The 19,917-nt window shown below is 46.3% G+C and carries 17 protein-coding genes, 1 rRNA gene and 1 riboswitch; of the genes, 5 read left to right on the top strand and 13 right to left on the bottom strand.

Features of this window, described 5'->3' with window-relative positions; translation table 11 throughout:
• Positions 1-23: 23 nt before the first annotated feature.
• Positions 24-1,576, bottom strand: a 16S ribosomal RNA gene (locus BSZ04_RS24430).
• Positions 1,577-2,128: 552 nt separating this feature from the next.
• Between BSZ04_RS24430 and BSZ04_RS24420 the strand changes: the two genes are divergently transcribed.
• A complete protein-coding gene (locus BSZ04_RS24420; RefSeq protein WP_010444441.1) occupies positions 2,129-2,584 on the top strand; it encodes an RNA-binding protein in 456 nt (151 codons plus the stop codon).
• Here BSZ04_RS24420 and murI read toward each other — a convergent pair.
• The 3 genes from murI to BSZ04_RS24405 form a co-directional block, all read right to left on the bottom strand.
• Entirely contained in the window at positions 2,547-3,353 is an 807-nt protein-coding gene (murI, locus tag BSZ04_RS24415; RefSeq protein WP_088881568.1) for a glutamate racemase, read from the bottom strand. The genes BSZ04_RS24420 and murI overlap by 38 nt on opposite strands.
• 40 nt (positions 3,354-3,393) lie before the next feature.
• A complete protein-coding gene (locus BSZ04_RS24410; RefSeq protein ID WP_088881567.1) occupies positions 3,394-4,077 on the bottom strand; it encodes a Dph6-related ATP pyrophosphatase in 684 nt (227 codons plus the stop codon).
• Positions 4,078-4,160: 83 nt separating this feature from the next.
• Entirely contained in the window at positions 4,161-6,035 is a 1,875-nt protein-coding gene (locus BSZ04_RS24405; RefSeq protein WP_088881566.1) for a TonB-dependent receptor domain-containing protein, read from the bottom strand.
• 58 nt (positions 6,036-6,093) lie between these two features.
• A riboswitch (cobalamin riboswitch) is annotated at positions 6,094-6,294 on the bottom strand.
• 184 nt (positions 6,295-6,478) lie between these two features.
• Between BSZ04_RS24405 and trmA the strand changes: the two genes are divergently transcribed.
• Positions 6,479-7,588, top strand: a complete 1,110-nt coding sequence (gene trmA / locus BSZ04_RS24400) for a tRNA (uridine(54)-C5)-methyltransferase TrmA (RefSeq protein ID WP_088881565.1) — start codon at positions 6,479-6,481, stop codon at positions 7,586-7,588.
• A 68-nt stretch (positions 7,589-7,656) separates the two neighbouring features.
• Here the strand turns inward: trmA and BSZ04_RS24395 are convergent, their stop codons facing one another.
• The gene (locus BSZ04_RS24395) at positions 7,657-8,022 is read right to left on the bottom strand and encodes a YijD family membrane protein (protein WP_038884856.1); all 366 of its coding nucleotides are present in this window, start codon (positions 8,020-8,022) and stop codon (positions 7,657-7,659) included.
• A complete protein-coding gene (gene fabR, locus BSZ04_RS24390) occupies positions 8,022-8,663 on the bottom strand; it encodes an HTH-type transcriptional repressor FabR (protein ID WP_010444457.1) in 642 nt (213 codons plus the stop codon). Before fabR ends, BSZ04_RS24395 begins: the two co-directional genes overlap by 1 nt.
• Positions 8,664-8,927: 264 nt before the next feature.
• On the opposite strand from fabR, the gene sthA reads away from it, so the two are divergent.
• A complete protein-coding gene (sthA, locus tag BSZ04_RS24385) occupies positions 8,928-10,358 on the top strand; it encodes a Si-specific NAD(P)(+) transhydrogenase (RefSeq protein ID WP_259346561.1) in 1,431 nt (476 codons plus the stop codon).
• Positions 10,359-10,426: 68 nt separating this feature from the next.
• Here sthA and dinF read toward each other — a convergent pair whose 3' ends face one another.
• From dinF to lexA, 3 genes are all read right to left on the bottom strand, one after another.
• Positions 10,427-11,770 carry an MATE family efflux transporter DinF gene (gene dinF, locus BSZ04_RS24380; RefSeq protein ID WP_162531088.1) on the bottom strand — a complete coding sequence of 448 codons (1,344 nt, stop codon included), beginning with the start codon at positions 11,768-11,770 and terminating at the stop codon, positions 10,427-10,429.
• Positions 11,771-12,077: 307 nt separating this feature from the next.
• Positions 12,078-12,872, bottom strand: coding sequence for a class I SAM-dependent methyltransferase (locus tag BSZ04_RS24375; protein ID WP_010444461.1), 795 nt, complete (start codon positions 12,870-12,872; stop codon positions 12,078-12,080).
• Positions 12,873-13,083: 211 nt separating this feature from the next.
• Positions 13,084-13,704, bottom strand: a complete 621-nt coding sequence (gene lexA, locus BSZ04_RS24370) for a transcriptional repressor LexA (RefSeq protein ID WP_005438488.1) — start codon at positions 13,702-13,704, stop codon at positions 13,084-13,086.
• Between the two features lie 368 nt (positions 13,705-14,072).
• On the opposite strand from lexA, the gene plsB reads away from it, so the two are divergent.
• Complete coding sequence (gene plsB, locus BSZ04_RS24360; protein ID WP_088881562.1) at positions 14,073-16,499, top strand: glycerol-3-phosphate 1-O-acyltransferase PlsB; 2,427 nt, start codon at positions 14,073-14,075, stop codon at positions 16,497-16,499.
• 89 nt (positions 16,500-16,588) lie between these two features.
• Here plsB and ubiA read toward each other — a convergent pair whose 3' ends face one another.
• On the bottom strand, positions 16,589-17,443 hold the full coding sequence (gene ubiA / locus BSZ04_RS24355) for a 4-hydroxybenzoate octaprenyltransferase (protein ID WP_071236443.1): 855 nt from the start codon (positions 17,441-17,443) through the stop codon (positions 16,589-16,591).
• Positions 17,444-17,983 (bottom strand): chorismate lyase, encoded by a 540-nt coding sequence (locus tag BSZ04_RS24350; RefSeq protein WP_162531087.1) that lies wholly within the window; start codon positions 17,981-17,983, stop codon positions 17,444-17,446. It lies immediately after the preceding gene.
• Positions 17,984-18,136: 153 nt separating this feature from the next.
• Between BSZ04_RS24350 and BSZ04_RS24345 the strand changes: the two genes are divergently transcribed.
• Positions 18,137-18,547: a flagellar basal body-associated protein FliL gene (locus BSZ04_RS24345; RefSeq protein ID WP_010444471.1), complete on the top strand. Its 411-nt coding sequence runs from the start codon at positions 18,137-18,139 to the stop codon at positions 18,545-18,547.
• A 68-nt stretch (positions 18,548-18,615) separates the two neighbouring features.
• Here the strand turns inward: BSZ04_RS24345 and glpG are convergent, their stop codons facing one another.
• On the bottom strand, positions 18,616-19,458 hold the full coding sequence (gene glpG / locus BSZ04_RS24340) for a rhomboid family intramembrane serine protease GlpG (protein ID WP_088881560.1): 843 nt from the start codon (positions 19,456-19,458) through the stop codon (positions 18,616-18,618).
• Positions 19,458-19,778 (bottom strand): thiosulfate sulfurtransferase GlpE, encoded by a 321-nt coding sequence (glpE, locus tag BSZ04_RS24335; RefSeq protein ID WP_038884844.1) that lies wholly within the window; start codon positions 19,776-19,778, stop codon positions 19,458-19,460. The genes glpG and glpE overlap by 1 nt, the downstream gene beginning before the upstream one ends.
• Positions 19,779-19,917 lie beyond the last annotated feature (139 nt).

Raw genomic sequence — 19,917 nt, 5'->3', positions numbered from 1 at the left:
ACTCATCGTGAATAATCATCGTATAAGGAGGTGATCCAGCGCCAGGTTCCCCTAGCGCTACCTTGTTACGACTTCACCCCAGTCATGAACCACAAAGTGGTAAGCGTCCTCCCGAAGGTTAAACTACCTACTTCTTTTGCAGCCCACTCCCATGGTGTGACGGGCGGTGTGTACAAGGCCCGGGAACGTATTCACCGTGGCATTCTGATCCACGATTACTAGCGATTCCGACTTCACGGAGTCGAGTTGCAGACTCCGATCCGGACTACGACGCACTTTTTGGGATTCGCTCACTCTCGCAAGTTGGCTGCCCTCTGTATGCGCCATTGTAGCACGTGTGTAGCCCTACTCGTAAGGGCCATGATGACTTGACGTCGTCCCCACCTTCCTCCGGTTTATCACCGGCAGTCTCCCTGGAGTTCCCGACATTACTCGCTGGCAAACAAGGATAAGGGTTGCGCTCGTTGCGGGACTTAACCCAACATTTCACAACACGAGCTGACGACAGCCATGCAGCACCTGTCTCAGAGTTCCCGAAGGCACCAATCCATCTCTGGAAAGTTCTCTGGATGTCAAGAGTAGGTAAGGTTCTTCGCGTTGCATCGAATTAAACCACATGCTCCACCGCTTGTGCGGGCCCCCGTCAATTCATTTGAGTTTTAATCTTGCGACCGTACTCCCCAGGCGGTCTACTTAACGCGTTAGCTCCGAAAGCCACGGCTCAAGGCCACAACCTCCAAGTAGACATCGTTTACGGCGTGGACTACCAGGGTATCTAATCCTGTTTGCTCCCCACGCTTTCGCATCTGAGTGTCAGTATCTGTCCAGGGGGCCGCCTTCGCCACCGGTATTCCTTCAGATCTCTACGCATTTCACCGCTACACCTGAAATTCTACCCCCCTCTACAGTACTCTAGTCTGCCAGTTTCAAATGCAATTCCGAGGTTGAGCCCCGGGCTTTCACATCTGACTTAACAAACCACCTGCATGCGCTTTACGCCCAGTAATTCCGATTAACGCTCGCACCCTCCGTATTACCGCGGCTGCTGGCACGGAGTTAGCCGGTGCTTCTTCTGTCGCTAACGTCAAATAATGCAGCTATTAACTACACTACCTTCCTCACGACTGAAAGTGCTTTACAACCCGAAGGCCTTCTTCACACACGCGGCATGGCTGCATCAGGCTTGCGCCCATTGTGCAATATTCCCCACTGCTGCCTCCCGTAGGAGTCTGGACCGTGTCTCAGTTCCAGTGTGGCTGATCATCCTCTCAGACCAGCTAGGGATCGTCGCCTTGGTGAGCCATTACCTCACCAACTAGCTAATCCCACCTAGGCATATCCTGACGCGAGAGGCCCGAAGGTCCCCCTCTTTGGCCCGTAGGCATTATGCGGTATTAGCCATCGTTTCCAATGGTTATCCCCCACATCAGGGCAATTTCCTAGGCATTACTCACCCGTCCGCCGCTCGACGCCGTTATCGTCCCCCGAAGGTTCAGATAACTCGTTTCCGCTCGACTTGCATGTGTTAGGCCTGCCGCCAGCGTTCAATCTGAGCCATGATCAAACTCTTCAATTTAAGATTTTGTCGGCTCAATGAATACTGAACATTACATAAGTAATGTTTGAATTGACTGTGCTGAATCTTTCGACTCAATGGTCACTTCGTATCATTGGAACCTAATTTGAAACCGAAGTTTCTAATTGGATTATCATCAACGAGTGCCCACACAGATTGATAGGTTCTTATTTTTAAAGAGCTTTTTCTAACTAACTTGCCGCATCAGCGCCTCGTCGTTAGGGGTGCGTATCTTACGCTTCCCATTCTGAGAGTCAAGAGTTTTTTTTAATTCTTTTTCTCTCTTCCCGACTCGCTGTGTGACTTTCGTCTCACTCCGTGTCGGTGGATGCGCAGTATAGGGAATCCAGAAATGAGCGCAACCCTTTTTTGAAAAAAACATTTCAAGCGCTTATTAATCCATCAATAACGCGGTATCTGCATATTTCTTCGTCACATTTGAGACATATCACAGCAATTGGTTGGAAAAACACCAACCATATACGTAAGATCCGTGTGTCTATTTTGTTAATAGGCAGCTTATCTATTTATCATCTATATGTAGTAATCAAAATGACGTCTAAAAAAAATCTGATCTTATGTATTGGGTTGGCGGTTCTTGGAGGAGTTATCTTCTCTCAAGTGCCTGTGTCACCAGCCTTGAGCTTTGTTATCGGTGTTGTCGCTACTGCTTTTCTGTTTTCACTTTCTAGCAAGGCACCTGTTATTCAATCTTCGGATTCCGATCCTTCGACTAAAACACTGTATGTCGGCAACCTTCCCTATAAGGCAAATGAGAGTCACGTTCGTGATTTGTTTGCTGAGTATGGGCAGGTCTATGCAGTGCGCTTAATGAAAGATAAGCGCACAGGTAAAAGAAGAGGGTTTGGTTTTGTAGTGATGGCCGCAGCAGATGCAAAACCTGCTATCGCAAAACTTAATGAGAAGGAATATATGGAGCGTACGCTTAAAGTACGTATTGCTAACGATCCTAAACACCCGGATGGCGGTAAACCTGAACAGGATTAAATCCTAGGTTTGCCAAACATACATTCAGTGCATCTTCTTGCCAAGGAGGTGCACTGGCATATATCTTCTTACTCCCCTCATCTTTGCTCTCTTCCTTTGTGTCACTCGATATTAACGCTTTCACTCGTCGGGCAATGGCTTCACCAGAATCAACTAACGTTACTTCACCACCCAATGCTTGATGTATTTCGTCTTTAATTAGAGGGAAGTGAGTACAGCCTAGTACTGCAACATCGACTTTATTGCGTAGTGGGAGAAGAATACTCTCCAGCTCTGAAAGAGAAATACTTTCACCACGCAGCTTTTCTTCTGCCATATCTACTAAGCGAGTCGAGCCTAATAACTCGACAGGTTTGCCTTGGGCAAAGTCGCGGATAAGTTCATGAGTATATTGACGGGTCACTGTCGCAGGCGTAGCAATAAGTCCTACACCTTTAGAAGCAAGCAGCGATGCTGGCTTGATAGCAGGGACCACACCGACAACCGGAATGGATAGATTCGCGCGCAGTGATGGTAACACTATAGTACTTGCGGTGTTGCAGGCGATGACTACGATGTCGGCTTGATGCTCTTCAACCAACGCTGCCACCAGCTTATTAACGCGAGTGATCAACACCTCTTGGTCAAGCTCTCCGTATGGGTAGGCCTCATTGTCGAACAGATATAAGTAATCCATATGTGGTAGAAGTCGGTGGATCTCTTGAAAGACCGATAGCCCTCCGACACCGGAATCAAACACTAGGACTTTTTTCTTACTTGATGCTCGCACGAGTCTTACCTGCAAATTAGAGACTCGGCGATCATACTGGTTAGATTCGTTTTGGCAATGCTTTGGCTTGGTATCTTTGATGACTGAATCGCTCCCCTATTTCCACTTCAAGCTTAGTCAGTTCTATATGTCCTTGAAATGACGGCGTTGATGTCACCAATGTATGGAATTCGCCATCTTCTCCACAGGGATCAATATGAGCGGGCAATGACTCAATCAGCTCTTTGTCATACCAGCGACCACACCACTGGGTCTCCAAAGCCTCTCCATCGGTAGTAATCAGCATGGTTTGAATACCGCGTTCGACGATTTCGAATGCCAATTCCTTGCTCTCTTCCCCGAGTAGTGGGAATACACACTCCCATCCCGCAGGCTCTATATAGCTACGACGATAATCAGCAATACCATTACAAAACATATCACCAAATGCGACCGCTTCCACGTTCAACCCACTCTGTTGTAGTGCGCTGACAATAGTCGATTGATAAATGTCGTTACTCGGGAAGACTTCAGGTAGTTCAATAGTAACAAGTGGAAGGCCAAGCAAGTCGGCCTGCATTTGCACAACCTCTAAAGGCGTTGCTTGAAAAGGCACTTCTTTCTCAACATAAGTGGTGTATAGCCCTACTACCTGATAATGAGAATTTTCGTTTAATCGCTCCAACGTTAGCGTAGAGTCCTTACCACTCGACCAACTGATCACAACCCGTTTTGCTTTTGTCATTAACTTTCCTCGTTGCCTATTTCCACCAGCTTCTTTATTCACAATAAGAAAGACCGCCGATGTGGCGGTCTTGTTGGATTCGATTAGAAGCGGTAGTCCGCCGAGACAAAGTACTGACGCCCTGGTGTCGCGTAGCCCACATACATCTCGTAATCTTTATCAAAGGCGTTGCTTAGCTTCGCATTAATGTCCCAGTTTGGGCTTACTGCGTAAGACGCGGTGAAGTTCCATAGGCTGTAGCTCGGCAATCTTGTACTGCCACTAAAGCGCTCGCCTTGGTATAGATACTGTGAACCTAGCGTCCATTGGTCAAACGTCGCGTAAGCGTTCCATTTGGCACCGCGCTTAGAGCGGTAAGCTAGTTGAGTATCTTCTGCACCAGATTTATCGACGGGGTCTTTGTAATCTAAGTAGAACTCGTGAGAAACGATATCTGTATCGAATTTCACCTCTAACTCCACACCTTTAATTTCGGCTTCACCAACGTTTTGCATGCCCGCACCTTCCCAGATCAGCATGTTTTCAATTTGGTTGTAGTAACCCGTTACCGTCCAATCAACAATAGATACAGCACCCGATAACGATAGCTCAGTATTTTCTGACTCTTCCGGTTTCAGGTTTGGCATTTCGTAGCCTGGATAATACAAATCAACAAAGCTCGGGGCGCGGAAGGCCGTACCGTGACTCAGCGTCAACTCATAACCTTGGTAAAACTTCCAACCCGCTGCGGTTTGCCACGTGGTGTTATTACCAAACTGGTTGTTGTCGTCATTACGTACACTCGCTTCTAACGTCCAGACGTCATAAGCGTATTGAGCAATAGCGCTAACACCAAAGTTGGTTCTTGGGTTCTTTTCTGGATCGTAGTCTTTAGCTGGTCCCCAGTCACTTGGTGCAATATAGCCCTTGGCTAGCTTCTCAGTACGGTAGTCCAAACCACCACCAACGCTCAACTCTTCGTTAATACTGTACGAGTTCAGCCAAATTGCGTTGAACTGTTCAATAGCAACATGATCGCCGGTTGATTTGCTTTGACCTGATTTATGGTCATAGTTGTCTTGCTGACCATAAGCCAGTTTCAATTCAGATGAGTAAACGTCTCTGTTATATTCCAACGACAGGTCTGCGCCAACATACTCAACTTCACCGGTTTTCTTTTCGTGCTTATCAACCGTTCCCCACGCAGGGTTACCATAGCTACTGTTATCGTAGTCGTACTCATTGTTATAAGCACTCAACCCAACGTAACCAGATAAGTTATTAGAGAAGTTTTGTTGGTAGCCTAGTTTAAGGTTGAGCGTTTCAAAGCCGTGCTCATCACCGTCGTTCACACCCGGCAAAGGTTTAACATTAAAACCATCGGTTTTTTCGTAACCTAGCACGCCCTTAAAGTGTTTACCTTCGCCTACAGGTTTAGAGACCACAAACGTGCCTTTTTTATGGTTATTTGAGCCATAACCTGCAGACACTCGACCTGAATCGTCATTAATAGACGCACGAGTAATAATGTTGATTACGCCAGAAATCGCTTCAGAACCGTAAATAGAAGCACGCGCACCACGAATGTAGTGGATACGTTCAATCGAGTTGATTGGAAATTGGTTAAAGTCGATACCACCCATGATAGCGCGTGGCATACGTACACCATCTACTAAAACCAGAACTTGGGATGAACTACCACCTCGAACGTAGATAGATGCAGATTGACCACGTCCACCGTACTGGGCAACTTCAACACTCGGTAGTGTACGGAACACATCAAATAGGCTATTTGCTTGAAGACGTTGAATGTCTTCTTTGGTTACCGTAACAGTTTGTGCGAGAACCGCACCATCAATTTGCTGGAATCGGTTTGCGGTAACCACAACCGTTTCGTCTGCGGAGGCTTGTTGGGCCTGTGAATAAAAAGTAGGTGAAAGCAGCGATGCACACGTGATCGCAAGAAGAGTTTTTCTCATTGTATTGTCCTAAATCGCGTAATTCCTACCGAGCCCTACTCTTATTGAGCAGTCCAGTGCTGTGGCTCAGTTGCTGGCAGGTATTCGGACTTAAGAGCGAGGTTGTTCTACCTACTTGCTCGACTTCCCACATAAACTAATGCAGTGTCTTGATGAGCGTTCGTTCTCTTTTACCGCTGCGCGTCAGTTCTGGATTTTCACCAGATTCCCATTTCAGCCATCTAGATTGCTAGATAGCACCAGCTTGTGGCAAATACTATTAAGCTATTGATTATTTGTCCAGCCAATATTCCCCCTGACCATTGTAACGATTTGGTTCATTTGAGTATCAACTGACACAGAACACACTATCTTTAGATCAATTAGGGTACAAAACTGGACATCCTATTAAGATTGAATAAAATCTGCGCTCTTAAATTGAATGCACCATAAAAGGTAAGATCATGGCTACTCTTGATGTAAACCCACAACGCTACCAAGAACAACTGGCTGAAAAAGTCGAACGTCTGACCGATATGTTCGCGCCATACAACGTGCCAGAACTGGAAGTGTTTGAATCACCAGAGCAGCACTACCGCATGCGTGCTGAGTTCCGCGTTTGGCATGAAGGTGAAGACCTTTACTACATCATGTTCAACCAAGAAACTCGTGCAAAATACCGCGTTGACCAGTTTCCAGCAGCCAGCCGCCTGATCAACGACTTGATGCCACTTTTAGTGGATGCGATGAAAGACAACGAATCATTACGTCGCAAACTGTTCCAAGTGGACTTTCTGTCTACCCTAAGTGGTGAGATTCTGGTTTCACTGCTTTACCATCGTCAACTTGATGAGGAATGGATTGAAAACGCAAAAGCACTAAAACAACGCTTAAATGATGAGGGCTTCAACCTAAACATCATTGGCCGAGCACGTAAGATGAAGATTGTTTTAGACCGTGATTACGTGATCGAAAAGCTAGATGTGAATGGTCAAAGCTACATCTATCAGCAAGTTGAAAACAGCTTCACCCAACCAAACGGTAAAGTGGCAGAGAAGATGCTGGAATGGGCGGTCGACTGTACTCAAGAAAGCACGGGTGATCTACTAGAACTTTACTGTGGTAACGGTAACTTCTCTCTAGCGCTGGCACAAAACTTTGACCGCGTATTAGCAACTGAGCTAGCGAAGCCATCTGTGGTTTCTGCGCAATACAACATCGCAGCGAACGAGATTGATAACGTACAAATCCTACGTCTGTCAGCGGAAGAGTTTACTCAGGCAATCGAAGGTAAGCGTGAGTTCCGTCGTCTACAAGATGCAGGCGTGGATCTGAAGAGCTACAACTGCAACACGATTTTTGTTGATCCTCCACGCTCAGGTATGGACGTTGACACTTGTAAGATGGTGCAAAGTTACGATCGCATTATGTACATCTCTTGTAACCCTGAAACATTAAAAGAGAACTTGGACATTCTATGTGAAACACACAACGTGACGCGTTTTGCTCTGTTTGACCAGTTCCCTTACACCCACCACATGGAAGCTGGCGTACTATTGGAACGCAAAGCGTAATCCACCAGCGTCAGGCATAAAAAAAGCGAGCTCAGTAGTAGCTCGCTTTTTTGTTGAGTTCTTTTGGCTTACTCAGCAGAAGTTTTCTTTTCCATGAAACCTAGCTTTTTTCCAACCCAAGCCAATAGAATCATTGAAACTAGGATCGCGAAGAAGTTAGAACCTGCTTCTGGGTATTGTGCTTTGATAAACGCAGAGTGACCAAATGCCCCCACGAAGAAACACGCAAGACCAACAAGTGGGATATCTTCCGATACTGGGTTGTTAAGGTATTCTTGGTAAAGCGCCTGTACTGCTAGCACGAGTGCAATCAGAGGGAAGATTGAGAAAGATACTTCGCTCATGGTCAACCATGACAACAAAGCATCACCACACATACCTGCAACCAGTGCCAAAATCAGCGTTTTCTTTTCAGATTTATTTCCATTCGACATTATTCTATCCCGCCTTTTAATCGGTTACGTTCACGTTCTTTGCGATACCAATAAGCCCCTTTGGCTATCATTCGCAATTGCATGATCAATCGCTCGGCGAGTTCATCGCGCTCACGTCGATCTAAGTCTAAAACTTCCGCACCTGAACTGAATACCAAAGTGACTGACGCCTCAGCTTGAGTAAACGCCTCTTCCTTGGTCATACCGGTGCTTATTAAATATTCAGTCAATTCTGCCGCAAAATGTTGTATTTCTCGAGCGACAGCAGTACGAAACTCAGAGGAAGTACCAGAGCGCTCACGCAACAATAAGCGGAATACGTTAGGACTACTTTCAATGAATTCCATGAAGGTTTCAACCGAAGTTCGAATCACACTGCCTTCTTTGACAATACGCTGACGAGCTTGACGCATCAGTTGGCGTAACAGTAGACCGCCCTCATCAACCATGGTTAAACCAAGTTCGTCCATATCTTTGAAGTGACGGTAAAAAGAAGTCGGTGCTATTCCGGCCTCCCGGGCAACCTCTCGCAAGCTGAGATTGGAAAAGCTGCGATCCGCACTAAGTTGATTAAATGCCGCATCGATCAATGATCGACGTGTCTTTTCTTTTTGCTGCGCGCGGATTCCCATCGATTTCATTCTAAAACTTGCTCTTTTTTCTATTGGGTACAAGAGCATCAATATAACGCAATTAGCCCCTACGTAAAAAGATATGTTGCCTCGACTAAGGCAAGCGCGAGCAAGTTACTATTGCCCGACGTTCAAATGCAAACGTTTCGCTTCAAATTGTAGACATACAGCATACCAATTAGTTCTTTTGGTCGATTCTACGTGATCACTTCCACTCTCTAGCAGCGATGATGTGTACCTGTAGAGCAAATGAGTTAAAATCCCGCTACAGCAATGTTAATTAAATATAACAAGGAAGACATCATGGCGCATGCTAATCACTATGACGTGATCGTAATTGGTAGTGGCCCTGGCGGTGAAGGGGCGGCAATGGGATTGACCAAAGCCGGTCTGAATGTTGCCATCGTTGAAAAAGAAAGCAGTGTTGGTGGCGGTTGTACGCACTGGGGAACCATACCATCGAAAGCATTGCGTCACGCGGTTAGCCGTATCATTGAGTTCAATAGCAACCCTCTATTCTGTCGTAATAACACCAGCCTTCATGCAACATTTTCTGACATTTTAGGTCATGCGAAATCGGTGATTGATAAGCAAACTCGACTTCGTCAGGGCTTTTATGACCGCAATTCATGCACACTGTTGTTTGGTACTGCGCGCTTTATCGATAACTACTCCATCGCGGTGATGCAAAGTGATGGTACAGAAGAAGTGTACTCCGCGGACAAATTTGTTATCGCCACAGGCTCTCGTCCATACCAACCGAACGACGTCGACTTCTTGCATGAACGCATCTACGACAGTGACTCTATCCTGAGCCTGAAACACGACCCTCGCCACATCATCATTTACGGTGCTGGAGTTATCGGTTGTGAATACGCTTCTATCTTCCGTGGTTTGGGTGTAAAAACCGATCTGATTAATACTCGCGACCGTCTGCTCTCTTTCCTAGATAACGAAGTCTCAGATGCATTGTCTTACCACTTCTGGAACAGTGGCGTGGTGATTCGCAACGACGAAACATTCGAGAAAATCGAAGGCACCGAAGACGGCGTAATCGTACACCTGCAATCAGGTAAAAAGATGAAAGCAGACTGCTTACTGTATGCTAATGGTCGAACGGGGAATACCGACAAACTCAACCTACCTGCAGTTGGATTAGAAAGCGACTCTCGCGGGCAACTTAAAGTAGATGGTAACTACCGTACAGAGGTGGAACACATCTATGCAGTCGGTGATGTGATTGGCTACCCTAGCCTAGCGAGTGCAGCGTATGACCAAGGTCGTTTCGTGGCACAAGCCATCACGAAAGGACAAGCTGACGGAAATCTGATTGATGACATCCCAACGGGTATCTACACCATTCCAGAAATCAGCTCAGTGGGTAAAACCGAGCAAGAACTGACTGCGGCGAAAGTGCCTTATGAAGTAGGACGCTCTTCATTTAAACACTTAGCTCGTGCGCAGATCGCAGGTAAAGATATCGGCAGTTTGAAAATCCTCTTCCATCGCGAAACCAAAGAGATTCTTGGTATTCACTGCTTTGGTGAGCGCGCTGCAGAAATCATCCACATCGGTCAGGCCATCATGGAACAAAAAGGTGAAGCCAATACAATTGAATACTTCGTCAATACCACCTTTAACTATCCGACGATGGCAGAAGCGTATCGCGTAGCGGCACTGAACGGTTTGAACCGATTATTCTAATTCAATTGGGTTGCCATGATCCAAAAGCAAAAACAGCAGGTTTCGACCTGCTGTTTTTTTATGTGTAACTAGGCAAGAAAGCTTCCCTTGCGCCATTGATAAAAGAAGATAGCGCCAAGTCCAATCCCTCGCATTGCCATGAAACTGGTCATCGCAAACCACAGCGCATGGTTTTGCCAGCCAGAGAACAAAAAGAAAATCGCAAAGAAACAACAAGTCGCCACGAACATACTGTTTCGCATGTCTTTACCTTTAGTGGCACCAACAAAGATGCCATCAAACAGGAAGCACCACATCGAGGCCAATGGCATGACCACCAACCATGGTAAGTATACTGACGCTTGCTGCTGCACCGCGTCAATCGAAGTGATCATGGCGATCAAGTGCGATCCCGCCAAACCAAATACCGCAGTCAAACCTAAGCAGATGATCAGACTCCAGAAGAAAGTACCAATCAATGATGCACTGAGCTGCGCTCGGTCTTTGGCACCGATCGCTTTGCCAACCATGGCCTCCATGGCGTAAGCAAAACCGTCCATGCCATAGGAAATCATCATCAAGAAACTCATCAATACCGCATTAGCCGCAACCACATCATCACCAAAGCTCGCACCTTGGAAAGTCATAAAGCTAAACGTAGCTTGTAAACAGAGCGAGCGTAAGAAGATATCGCGATTGAGTTTTACGAACCGCCCTAGCCCATGTTGAGTATCGGTTAGCAGGCTCTTAGGTGATGGCAACTGACGTGATCGCCATGTTTTCCACACACACATCAAGCCAAACGCCATGCCTGAGTAATCAGCTATTACCGATGCCAGCGCTGCGCCTTCTACTTTCCAGCCTAAGCCAATAACAAACAGTAAATCGAGCGCAATATTGGTCACGTTGGTGATGATCACCATCCACATTGGGGCTTTGGCGTTTTGCGTTCCGAGCAGCCAGCCCAATAACACAAAGTTCATCAGCGCAGCAGGCGCACTCCACACTCGGATAGAAAAATATTGCATGCCGTAGTGCTTCACTTCCGCACTGGCATCACTCCAACCAAAGATCAGATCCGCGATCGGGTTATGGGCAATAAGGAAGACTAACGCAAACAGCAGTGCCATGAGTGAGCCTTGCATAAACACCAAAGCGAGTTGTTTTCGGTCTTCACCACCGTAGGACTGCGCTGCTAACCCAGTGGTCGACATACGTAAGAAGCCAAGCAACCAAAACGTCACGCTGATCATGGTGCTGCCCAACGCAACACCACCCAGATACCAAGCGTGCTCAAGGTGACCGATCACCGCAGCGTCAACCAAGCCCAAGAGTGGAACAGTAATATTCGACAGCACCATAGGGATAGCGAGCGCTAACACTTGGCGATGCACTTGAGGATTCGATAAAAGAGAGAAGATAGAGTTTGTCACAGGCACCTCGTTGTTTAGATCAGCGAGTGTACCTGAGTACTAAGGGTCTGTTGACCTTTAGAGCTTATTTTTGCAGCTGTTTGTGGGTTCTTACTATTCAATCAAAAAAGAGAAAAGTTTGAAATACAGTAACTCAGTACAAGAGAGCCACAAAGCTGCCCAAGGGTTCGGCTAAAAGCGCTTTACTCTTTGTTGATAGGTCATTGCTTAGAGTGACTAGGCGGCTAACCTATCGTCGCGATTAAAACGCTTTTATCTCGAACAAAATTTAACCGCAAAAGGTAAACAGACCCTCGAGCCTATCCAATTACCACTTGATGTGAACGAGGACTGGCGTGAGGCGATGTTTCAACATTGGGATCTTATTCAACCAACGTTGCCATGCTTTCCAGCGTGAGCAGAATCGGTCGAATGGCGAGAAGGCTTTGACCCATTGCGCCCATGGCAGCCAATGCAGTACTTGTTGCGCTGGTGCTTCAAAACCATGTGCATACGTATCTGAACCGAGCTTCTGACCCCATTTACTTTCGGTTAAGTCACCTGCTAGCACCATGCACACTTCTGCCGATACAAAATAGCGACCCAGAGTTTGGATGAAAGTCGCAACACGCGATTCATCGCAATCGAGTAAAGCCATCTCACATAGGATCAGTACTGGTGCTTTTTCAGGAATGCGCAGTTCGTCTAACCAGCTCATGTCTTCTACGCTGCCGCAACGATGCTCGTAACGTTCGTTTTTGTGGAACAATCGCTGACGCCAAACCAGATTCTCGGTGACATCCAGTTCAATCCAATGACAACGGCCATTGTCCAAACGGTAGAAACGCGTATCTAAGCCCGCACCAACATTAATGATCCAAGCGTCTGAGTGTTGTTGAAGAAAGTGACTGACCTGCTGATCGCACAGCTGAGTTAAAGTCACGTGCAGCAGCTGCTTCTGATCGACATCACCACTAATACAATCTGGTGCCATCTTACAGCTCAAACACGCTTTTGCGGCGATTGGATCGTACACCAAACCGTTGTCTACCATGCTTTCGCGGCTGCGTAAAAACAACGGTTTCAACAGATGATTGGGTACGTGATGTTGAGGCTTGGACATGGGCATTTCCTTACGCCGAAAAGAAAATGATTAAATAGACTTAGATGATAATAAATCTCAATATCACTTGCAAGTTTTACAGCATAACCAAAATTCTCAACCGGTGGCGAGCGTAATAAATTTGAAGGGAATGAAAACAAAAATAGAAAGCACAGAAAACACAAAGCCCAGCAGAGCGCTGGGCTTTATTAGAATGCTTGAGGTAAGAAACCTACATCCAGTCAGTGTTACGGATGATACCAACCGCCAGACCTTCAATCGTCAGATGTTGCGACGTTAGGTCAACTTGGATTGGTGAAAACTCTTCATTCTCTGCATGCAGTAGAACTGTAGAACCTTTGCGCTCTAGACGCTTGACCGTCACATCGTCATCAACACGAGCAACCACAACTTGACCGTCGCGCACGTCTTGGGTTTTGTGCACAGCTAGTAAGTCGCCGTCCATAATACCGATGTCTTTCATACTTTCGCCGTTTACGCGAAGTAAGAAATCTGCTTTTGGTTTGAACATAGCAGGGTCCACTTGGTAGTGAGACTCCACATGCTCTTGAGCCAGAATCGGCTCACCAGCAGCAACTTGACCAATCAAAGGCAGACCTTGATCGTCGTTTGCCGCATCTTCAAGCAGGATTCGGATCCCGCGAGATGCGCCTGGAATAATTTCAATCGCTTGTTTACGAGCAAGCGCTTTTAGGTGTTCTTCTGCGGCATTCGCAGAGCGGAAGCCAAGCTCACGCGCAATCTCTGCACGAGTTGGTGGCATTCCGGTGTCTTCGATTTTGCTTTTAATCAAATCGAAGACTTGTTGTTGGCGTGGCGTTAACGGCTTCATATGTAACCTGTCTTTTTATACAGTTAACTGTGAGTATATCCAGTAAATGGACAAATGAAAACCCAATTGGTTGTTTTTTAATTTATTTGCGCCCGTTTCAGATCCCCCCCACAAACCTCAAGTGAGTATGCGTTTTAAACACGCAATAGCCAATTCGTCTAATGAAAGCAACAACCTAGGGCTTCGGCTAATTTCCGCTCAATAAAATTAAAAGGTTTGACCAGTTTCTGGTATCCTTGCTGCGCTTAAAATTTATCGCCTAGGCTTATTTCTATTGCCGTATCTATTTCCTTTCCTATAGAAGAAGGGAAAGCGGACGCAGAAATAAGGTTAGGCTTGTTTGAATACCTATTGAGGCTGTGAACTTTATGTCTTCTGGACAATCATTTTCACGTTCATTACTAAAACTACCTTTATCGGTAATGGTAAAGGGCACCACAATCCCGTCGAATCCAATTGACGATCTCAACATCGACCTAGCGAAGCCGATTGTGTATGCCTTACCGTTCCGTTCGAACGTGGATTTGCTGACACTACAAAAACAAGCTTTGAGCCTTGGTCTACCAGACCCGCTTAGCCCGCTAGAAATCAATGGCAAAAAACTGACTCGTTACGTGTTTATTGCCTCTCGTCCAACCGTGATGAGCAATGATAACGACGTACCGAGTGAGTCTGTTTCTCTGTTTACTGAATTACTTGAATTGCACAAACTCGACAGCGAGCTAGACGTGCAAATGATCCCAGCGACCGTGCTTTGGGGTCGTAAGCCTGGTAAAGAAGAAAACCACAAGCCGTACCTACAACCAATGAACGGTCCGCAAAAAGCAAAAGCGGTAATGGCAGCGGGTCGTGACTGCTTGGTGCGCTTTAGCCCAGTGGTTTCACTACGTTACATGGCAGACTCTCACGGTACTGACAGCGCTATTGCACACAAGCTAGCGCGCGTTGCACGTATCCACTTCTCTCGTCAGAAACTTGCGGCATCAGGTCCAAACCTACCTCAACGCCAAGTGCTGTTTGCACGCTTAATGAAATCGCCTGCAATCGAAAAAGCGATTGAAGACGAAGCGCAAAGCAAAAACATTTCTATCGAGAAAGCTCGCAAAGAAGCCCATGACATCATGGATGAGATTGCGGCAGACTTCTCGTATGGTTTGGTGAAAAACGGCGATCGTATTCTTGGTTGGTTGTGGACTAAGCTGTACCAAGGTCTACACATCAACAACGCTTCGACGGTTCGTCGCCTAGCGCAAGATGGTCATGAGATCGTGTACGTGCCATGTCACCGCAGTCACATGGACTACCTACTGCTTTCTTACGTTCTGTACCATGAAGGTATGGTACCACCGCATATCGCTGCGGGTATCAACCTGAACTTCTTCCCAGCGGGTCCAATCTTCCGTCGTGGTGGTGCGTTCTTTATTCGTCGTAGCTTTAAAGGCAACAAGCTGTACTCCACGATTTTCCGTGAGTACCTATCAGAGCTGTTTGCTAAAGGCTACTCGGTTGAGTACTTCAGTGAAGGTGGTCGTTCACGTACTGGTCGTCTGCTGCAAGCAAAAACCGGTATGTTGGCAATGACGATTCAAGCCATGTTGCGCGGTCTAAACCGTCCAGTAACGTTAGTGCCTGTGTACATCGGTTACGAGCACGTAATGGAAGTGGGTACTTACGCCAAAGAGCTTCGCGGTTCACGCAAAGAGAAAGAAAACGCAGGTCTTGTTCTGCGTACTCTGCGTAAGCTGCGCAACTTTGGTCTTGGTTACGTGAACTTCGGTGAGCCGATTCAGCTAAACCAATACCTGAATGAACACGCGCCAGAATGGACCAAAGACATCGACCGCATGGGCGGTAGCAAACCACAATGGATGAACCCTGTGGTAAACGGCCTAGCAAACAAGATGATGACGCACATTAACGATGCAGCAGCAACTAACGCGCTGACTCTATGTGCGACCGCGCTATTGGCTTCTCGTCAGCGTGCGTTGTCTCGTGACTCTTTGATCAACCAGATTGAATGCTACCTGAAGCTACTTAAGAACAACCCATACTCAAACACTTCAACCGTTCCAACAGAAAGTGCTGAAGAGTTGGTGGATCACGCTATCTCACTCGATAAGTTTGTAATTGAAACCGACACCATGGGTGACATCATTTCGCTGGATCGTAGCCAGTCGATTCTGATGACTTACTACCGCAACAACATCATTCACCTGTTCGCCCTACCATCATTGATTGCTCAGATGATTATTCGTCAGCGCAACGTGACCGTAGAGAAGATTCAAGAAAACGTCGCTCAAATCTACCCATTCCTGAAAAAAGAGCTGTTCCTAAGCTACAAGGAAGAAGAATTGAACGAGCTGGTCGTGAAGATCTTAAACGAGTTCATTGAGCAGAAGATGGTTTGCCAAGACGGTGAGAAGCTGGAAATCAACCAATCAAACAACCAATCATTGGTTCTGTTGGGTCGTACTATCACTGAAACGCTACAACGCTACTCTATCGCGATGAACTTACTGGTAGCTGACCAAGAACTGGGTAAATCTGATCTTGAGCAGAAGAGCCAAGACATTGCACAGCGTTTGGGGCGTCTGCACGGTATTAACGCGCCAGAATTCTTCGACAAAGGTGTGTTTGCTGCGATGTTCAATACGCTGAAAGAGCAGCAATACCTAGACAGTGACGGCAACTGCGATCTTGAGAAAACGCAGCAATTTGCCAAACTGCTATTTGCTCTGCTTTACCCAGAAGTGAAGTTGACCATCGAAGAGAGTATCCATCAGCTGCAAGCATAACTTGCTTAAGCTCGATATTCACCTCGACAAAAACACAAAAGGCATCCAATTGGATGCCTTTTTTCTATCTGAACGTTTGTACTACGCCGTTACCAGAAAGCGATAAACAGACCGACCGCAATCACCATTCCGACATAGTTGTTGTTAAGGAAGGCTTTAAAACACAAGTCGCGCTCTCGGTGGCGAATCAAGTGTTGCTGGTATACAAACAAAGAAGCCGCAACCAGAATCGTCCAGTAGTAGCTCTGTCCAAGTTCATAGTGTTGACCTAGCAGCACTAACATCGCCAAAGTAACTAACTGCAGAACACCAATCACTAGTTTGTCATAACGGCCAAACAAGATAGCCGTCGATTTGATACCAATCTTTAAGTCATCGTCTCGGTCAACCATCGCGTATTGAGTGTCGTAGGCAATGGTCCACAGCGCGTTAATCACAAACACAAACCACACAATCCAAGGCAGGTCGCCAGTTTGCGCAGCCCACGCCATCGGAATCGCCCAACTAAAAGCCAAGCCCAAAAACAGCTGTGGCAGATGGGTGTAACGCTTCATAAATGGATAGATGAACGCTAAAAAGATACCCGCAAAAGAGAGCTTAATCGTAAGCGGATTCATAGTTAGCACTAATAAGAACGAACTGATACCAAGAACCAAAAACAAACCAATCGCTTCTTTCGAGGTCACTTTACCCGATGGCAAAGGACGCTGCTTGGTACGTTTCACATGTCCATCGACTTTACGGTCGGCAAAATCGTTAATCACACAACCAGCGCTGCGCATTAGGAACACGCCTAATACAAACACGATGAGTACATCCCAATTTGGCATGCCCTGCGCGGCAATCACAAGTGCCCAAACCGTCGGCCACAACAACAACAATGAGCCAATTGGGCGATCCATTCGCATCAGTTGCCAATATGCTTTGGCTTTTTCTGCGGACATTTACACCTTCTCCTTAGCGTAAACGGGTGAATTTGGTAAGAATAACTCAGCGACCAGCATCGGTTTGTGATTCATCCACAATCTTGAGCGACGCGCTAAAAAGCGCCCTTGTGGCAGATCAACCCACCCTATTTGCAGAGCATCGCGTTCAACATTATCAGCGCTGAATACGGTCAACCCCAACGGGATATCCCCCTGCTGAGCCAAGTCATATTGTTGATCGACCAAAGTTGTGCGTGGGATTAGCGTGCGGCCAATGACCCAATCTGTATTGTCACCACATAAAATCACCTCTCTAAGCAGGCAATCTTGGTCGGATAACAAGAGACTTTCATCTTCACGTAGTGTCTGTGCAGTAACAATTTGGTTATGCAGCAATTCCACTGTCAGTTCCTGACAGTGCTGCTTCAAACGGCGTGACAAAGACCCTTGCTCCTCAAGCCAATGCTGAGCAAATTCATTGGGAAATGCGAAATCTTCGGGTTTTTGCCACTCTACTTCCATTAAAGAAGTAATATAGAGTGATGTCGGCTGATTCATACTAGTATTCAATTGGTGGCTTTATGCGTACAATAAAGCAACAACTTACCGTCTTATTGAAACTGTAAGTTCCGTTATTTGTTATAGACGGTCTATTGTATCAAGACTAAAGCGATTCGAGTATCGCGATCCAGAGAAAGAAAAGTTAGAAATATGTACAAACGTTATGTAGCCCAAATTATTTTTGCATTGAGCTTGCTGATCTCTGCACCTAGTTGGGCAGAATCGGAAGAAACAGGACCTCAGTTGGCCTATTTTACTCTTGAGCCAGATTTAACTACTAACTTTTACACCAAAGGCAAAAAGCTAGGTTATGTACAAGTTCGTATCGATATTATGGTCATGAGCCAACAAGATCTTGCTGTTGTCGAACATCATCAACCGCTCATTCGTGATGCGGTTATAGAGTTACTGGGCAAACAAACTGAAGATACGATTAAATCATTGTCTGGCCGAGAAGACTTACGTAAAACCTTGGTTGAAAAACTCAATGAGATTCTTCTTCCAGAAACAGGCAAGACCATTATTGCTGATTTACTCTTTACCAAGTATCTCTATCAATAACCTCTGCAGGTTTACTTCGTAAAACAAAAGACCGCCTTTCGGCGGTCTTTTTTATTCTTATCAAGTGCTCACAATGCTTGTTGGTATTTCTGTTTGCCTGAATCAAACAGCGCAATCGCCATACCTGAGAGCAAACCTACCAAGTGGGCAGTATTGGCAATCGCCATAAATGGCTGAACAAAGCCTAGTACTAACCACACCAGCATAAAGCCAATAATCGGTTTAGGTAGGGCTAAGCCAAGGTGTGGGCAGCGATAACCAAGAACCCACAAGTAACCAAGTAGCGCATAGACCACACCAGACAAGCCACCGAAGTTGGCCCCTTCTACGTAAAATTGCCCAGCGCCAGACAGCGCCGCAGAGATAAAGAAGATTTGCAGTAACTTACCGGAGCTTAGGCGACGTTCGATATCACCACCTAACTGCCACCACCACAGTAGGTTAAACACAATATGTGTCACTGAAAAATGCAGCAATGCATGACTTATCCAACGCCAAACTTGCCATTGCTGACCTTCAAAAGCGGGGAAGTGCAGCAGTGCAAACACCCCATCACCAAAACCAAACATCTGTAAAAAGTAGATAACTGTACAAACGGCCATGATCAATAAAGTCACAGGACCCGCTTTGGCTTTGATCATTCCCATGATGCTTGGGCTGGAGTAATGAAATTTACTCTTGCGAGTATCGGCAACGTACCACGAGGCCGCGCTGTACTTCGAAGCCGATGGGTTGGCTAAGAACTGCTTCAGCTCCGCGTCGACTTCTATTTCATGCTGCGCGTCCGTCAACCAAAGCGCAAACTGCCCTTCACCTTCCGGCATCATCTGAATCTCAATTTTGCGCGATGCCATGTAATCAATGAAAGCTTGCGCCATACGTGGATTACTTAACGTTACCAATCTCTTCATTAACTTCTCACTATTGGGAGTTCTGCTCGTTGCCAGGCTTCAAAGCCACCATCCACACTGTACACCTGTTCGAAGCCTTGGTTAACTAAATATTGTGCCGCACCTTGACTACTGATGCCATGATAGCACATCACTAAAACAGGTTGTTCGAACTCTATTTCGTCCATAAAGGCCACGATTGAGTCATTGGTCAGATGAAAAGCGGATTCTGCATGCGCCACTGCAAAAGATTGAGGGTCACGAATATCGACAAGTTTAGCTTCGCCTTGTTTAAGCAAGGCTTGAGCACTTTGTACATCAATGTGTTGAAACTGGTCCATTTACTTTCTCATGTTGTTCTCAGAATTGACGTCATTGTAACCTATCCAAAGCCAAACTTAGCCACAGAGATAGTCTGGTCATTTAAAGCTGTTCATATTCCAACCGTTTGTGGATAAATCTGTGAATTGCGTTGATAAA

It is taken from the genome of Vibrio rotiferianus (genome assembly GCF_002214395.1).
Classification (GTDB): Bacteria; Pseudomonadota; Gammaproteobacteria; order Enterobacterales; family Vibrionaceae; genus Vibrio; species Vibrio rotiferianus.
The sequence above is the reverse complement of the archived record's forward strand: the minus strand, read 5'-3'. Positions and strand labels throughout refer to the sequence as shown.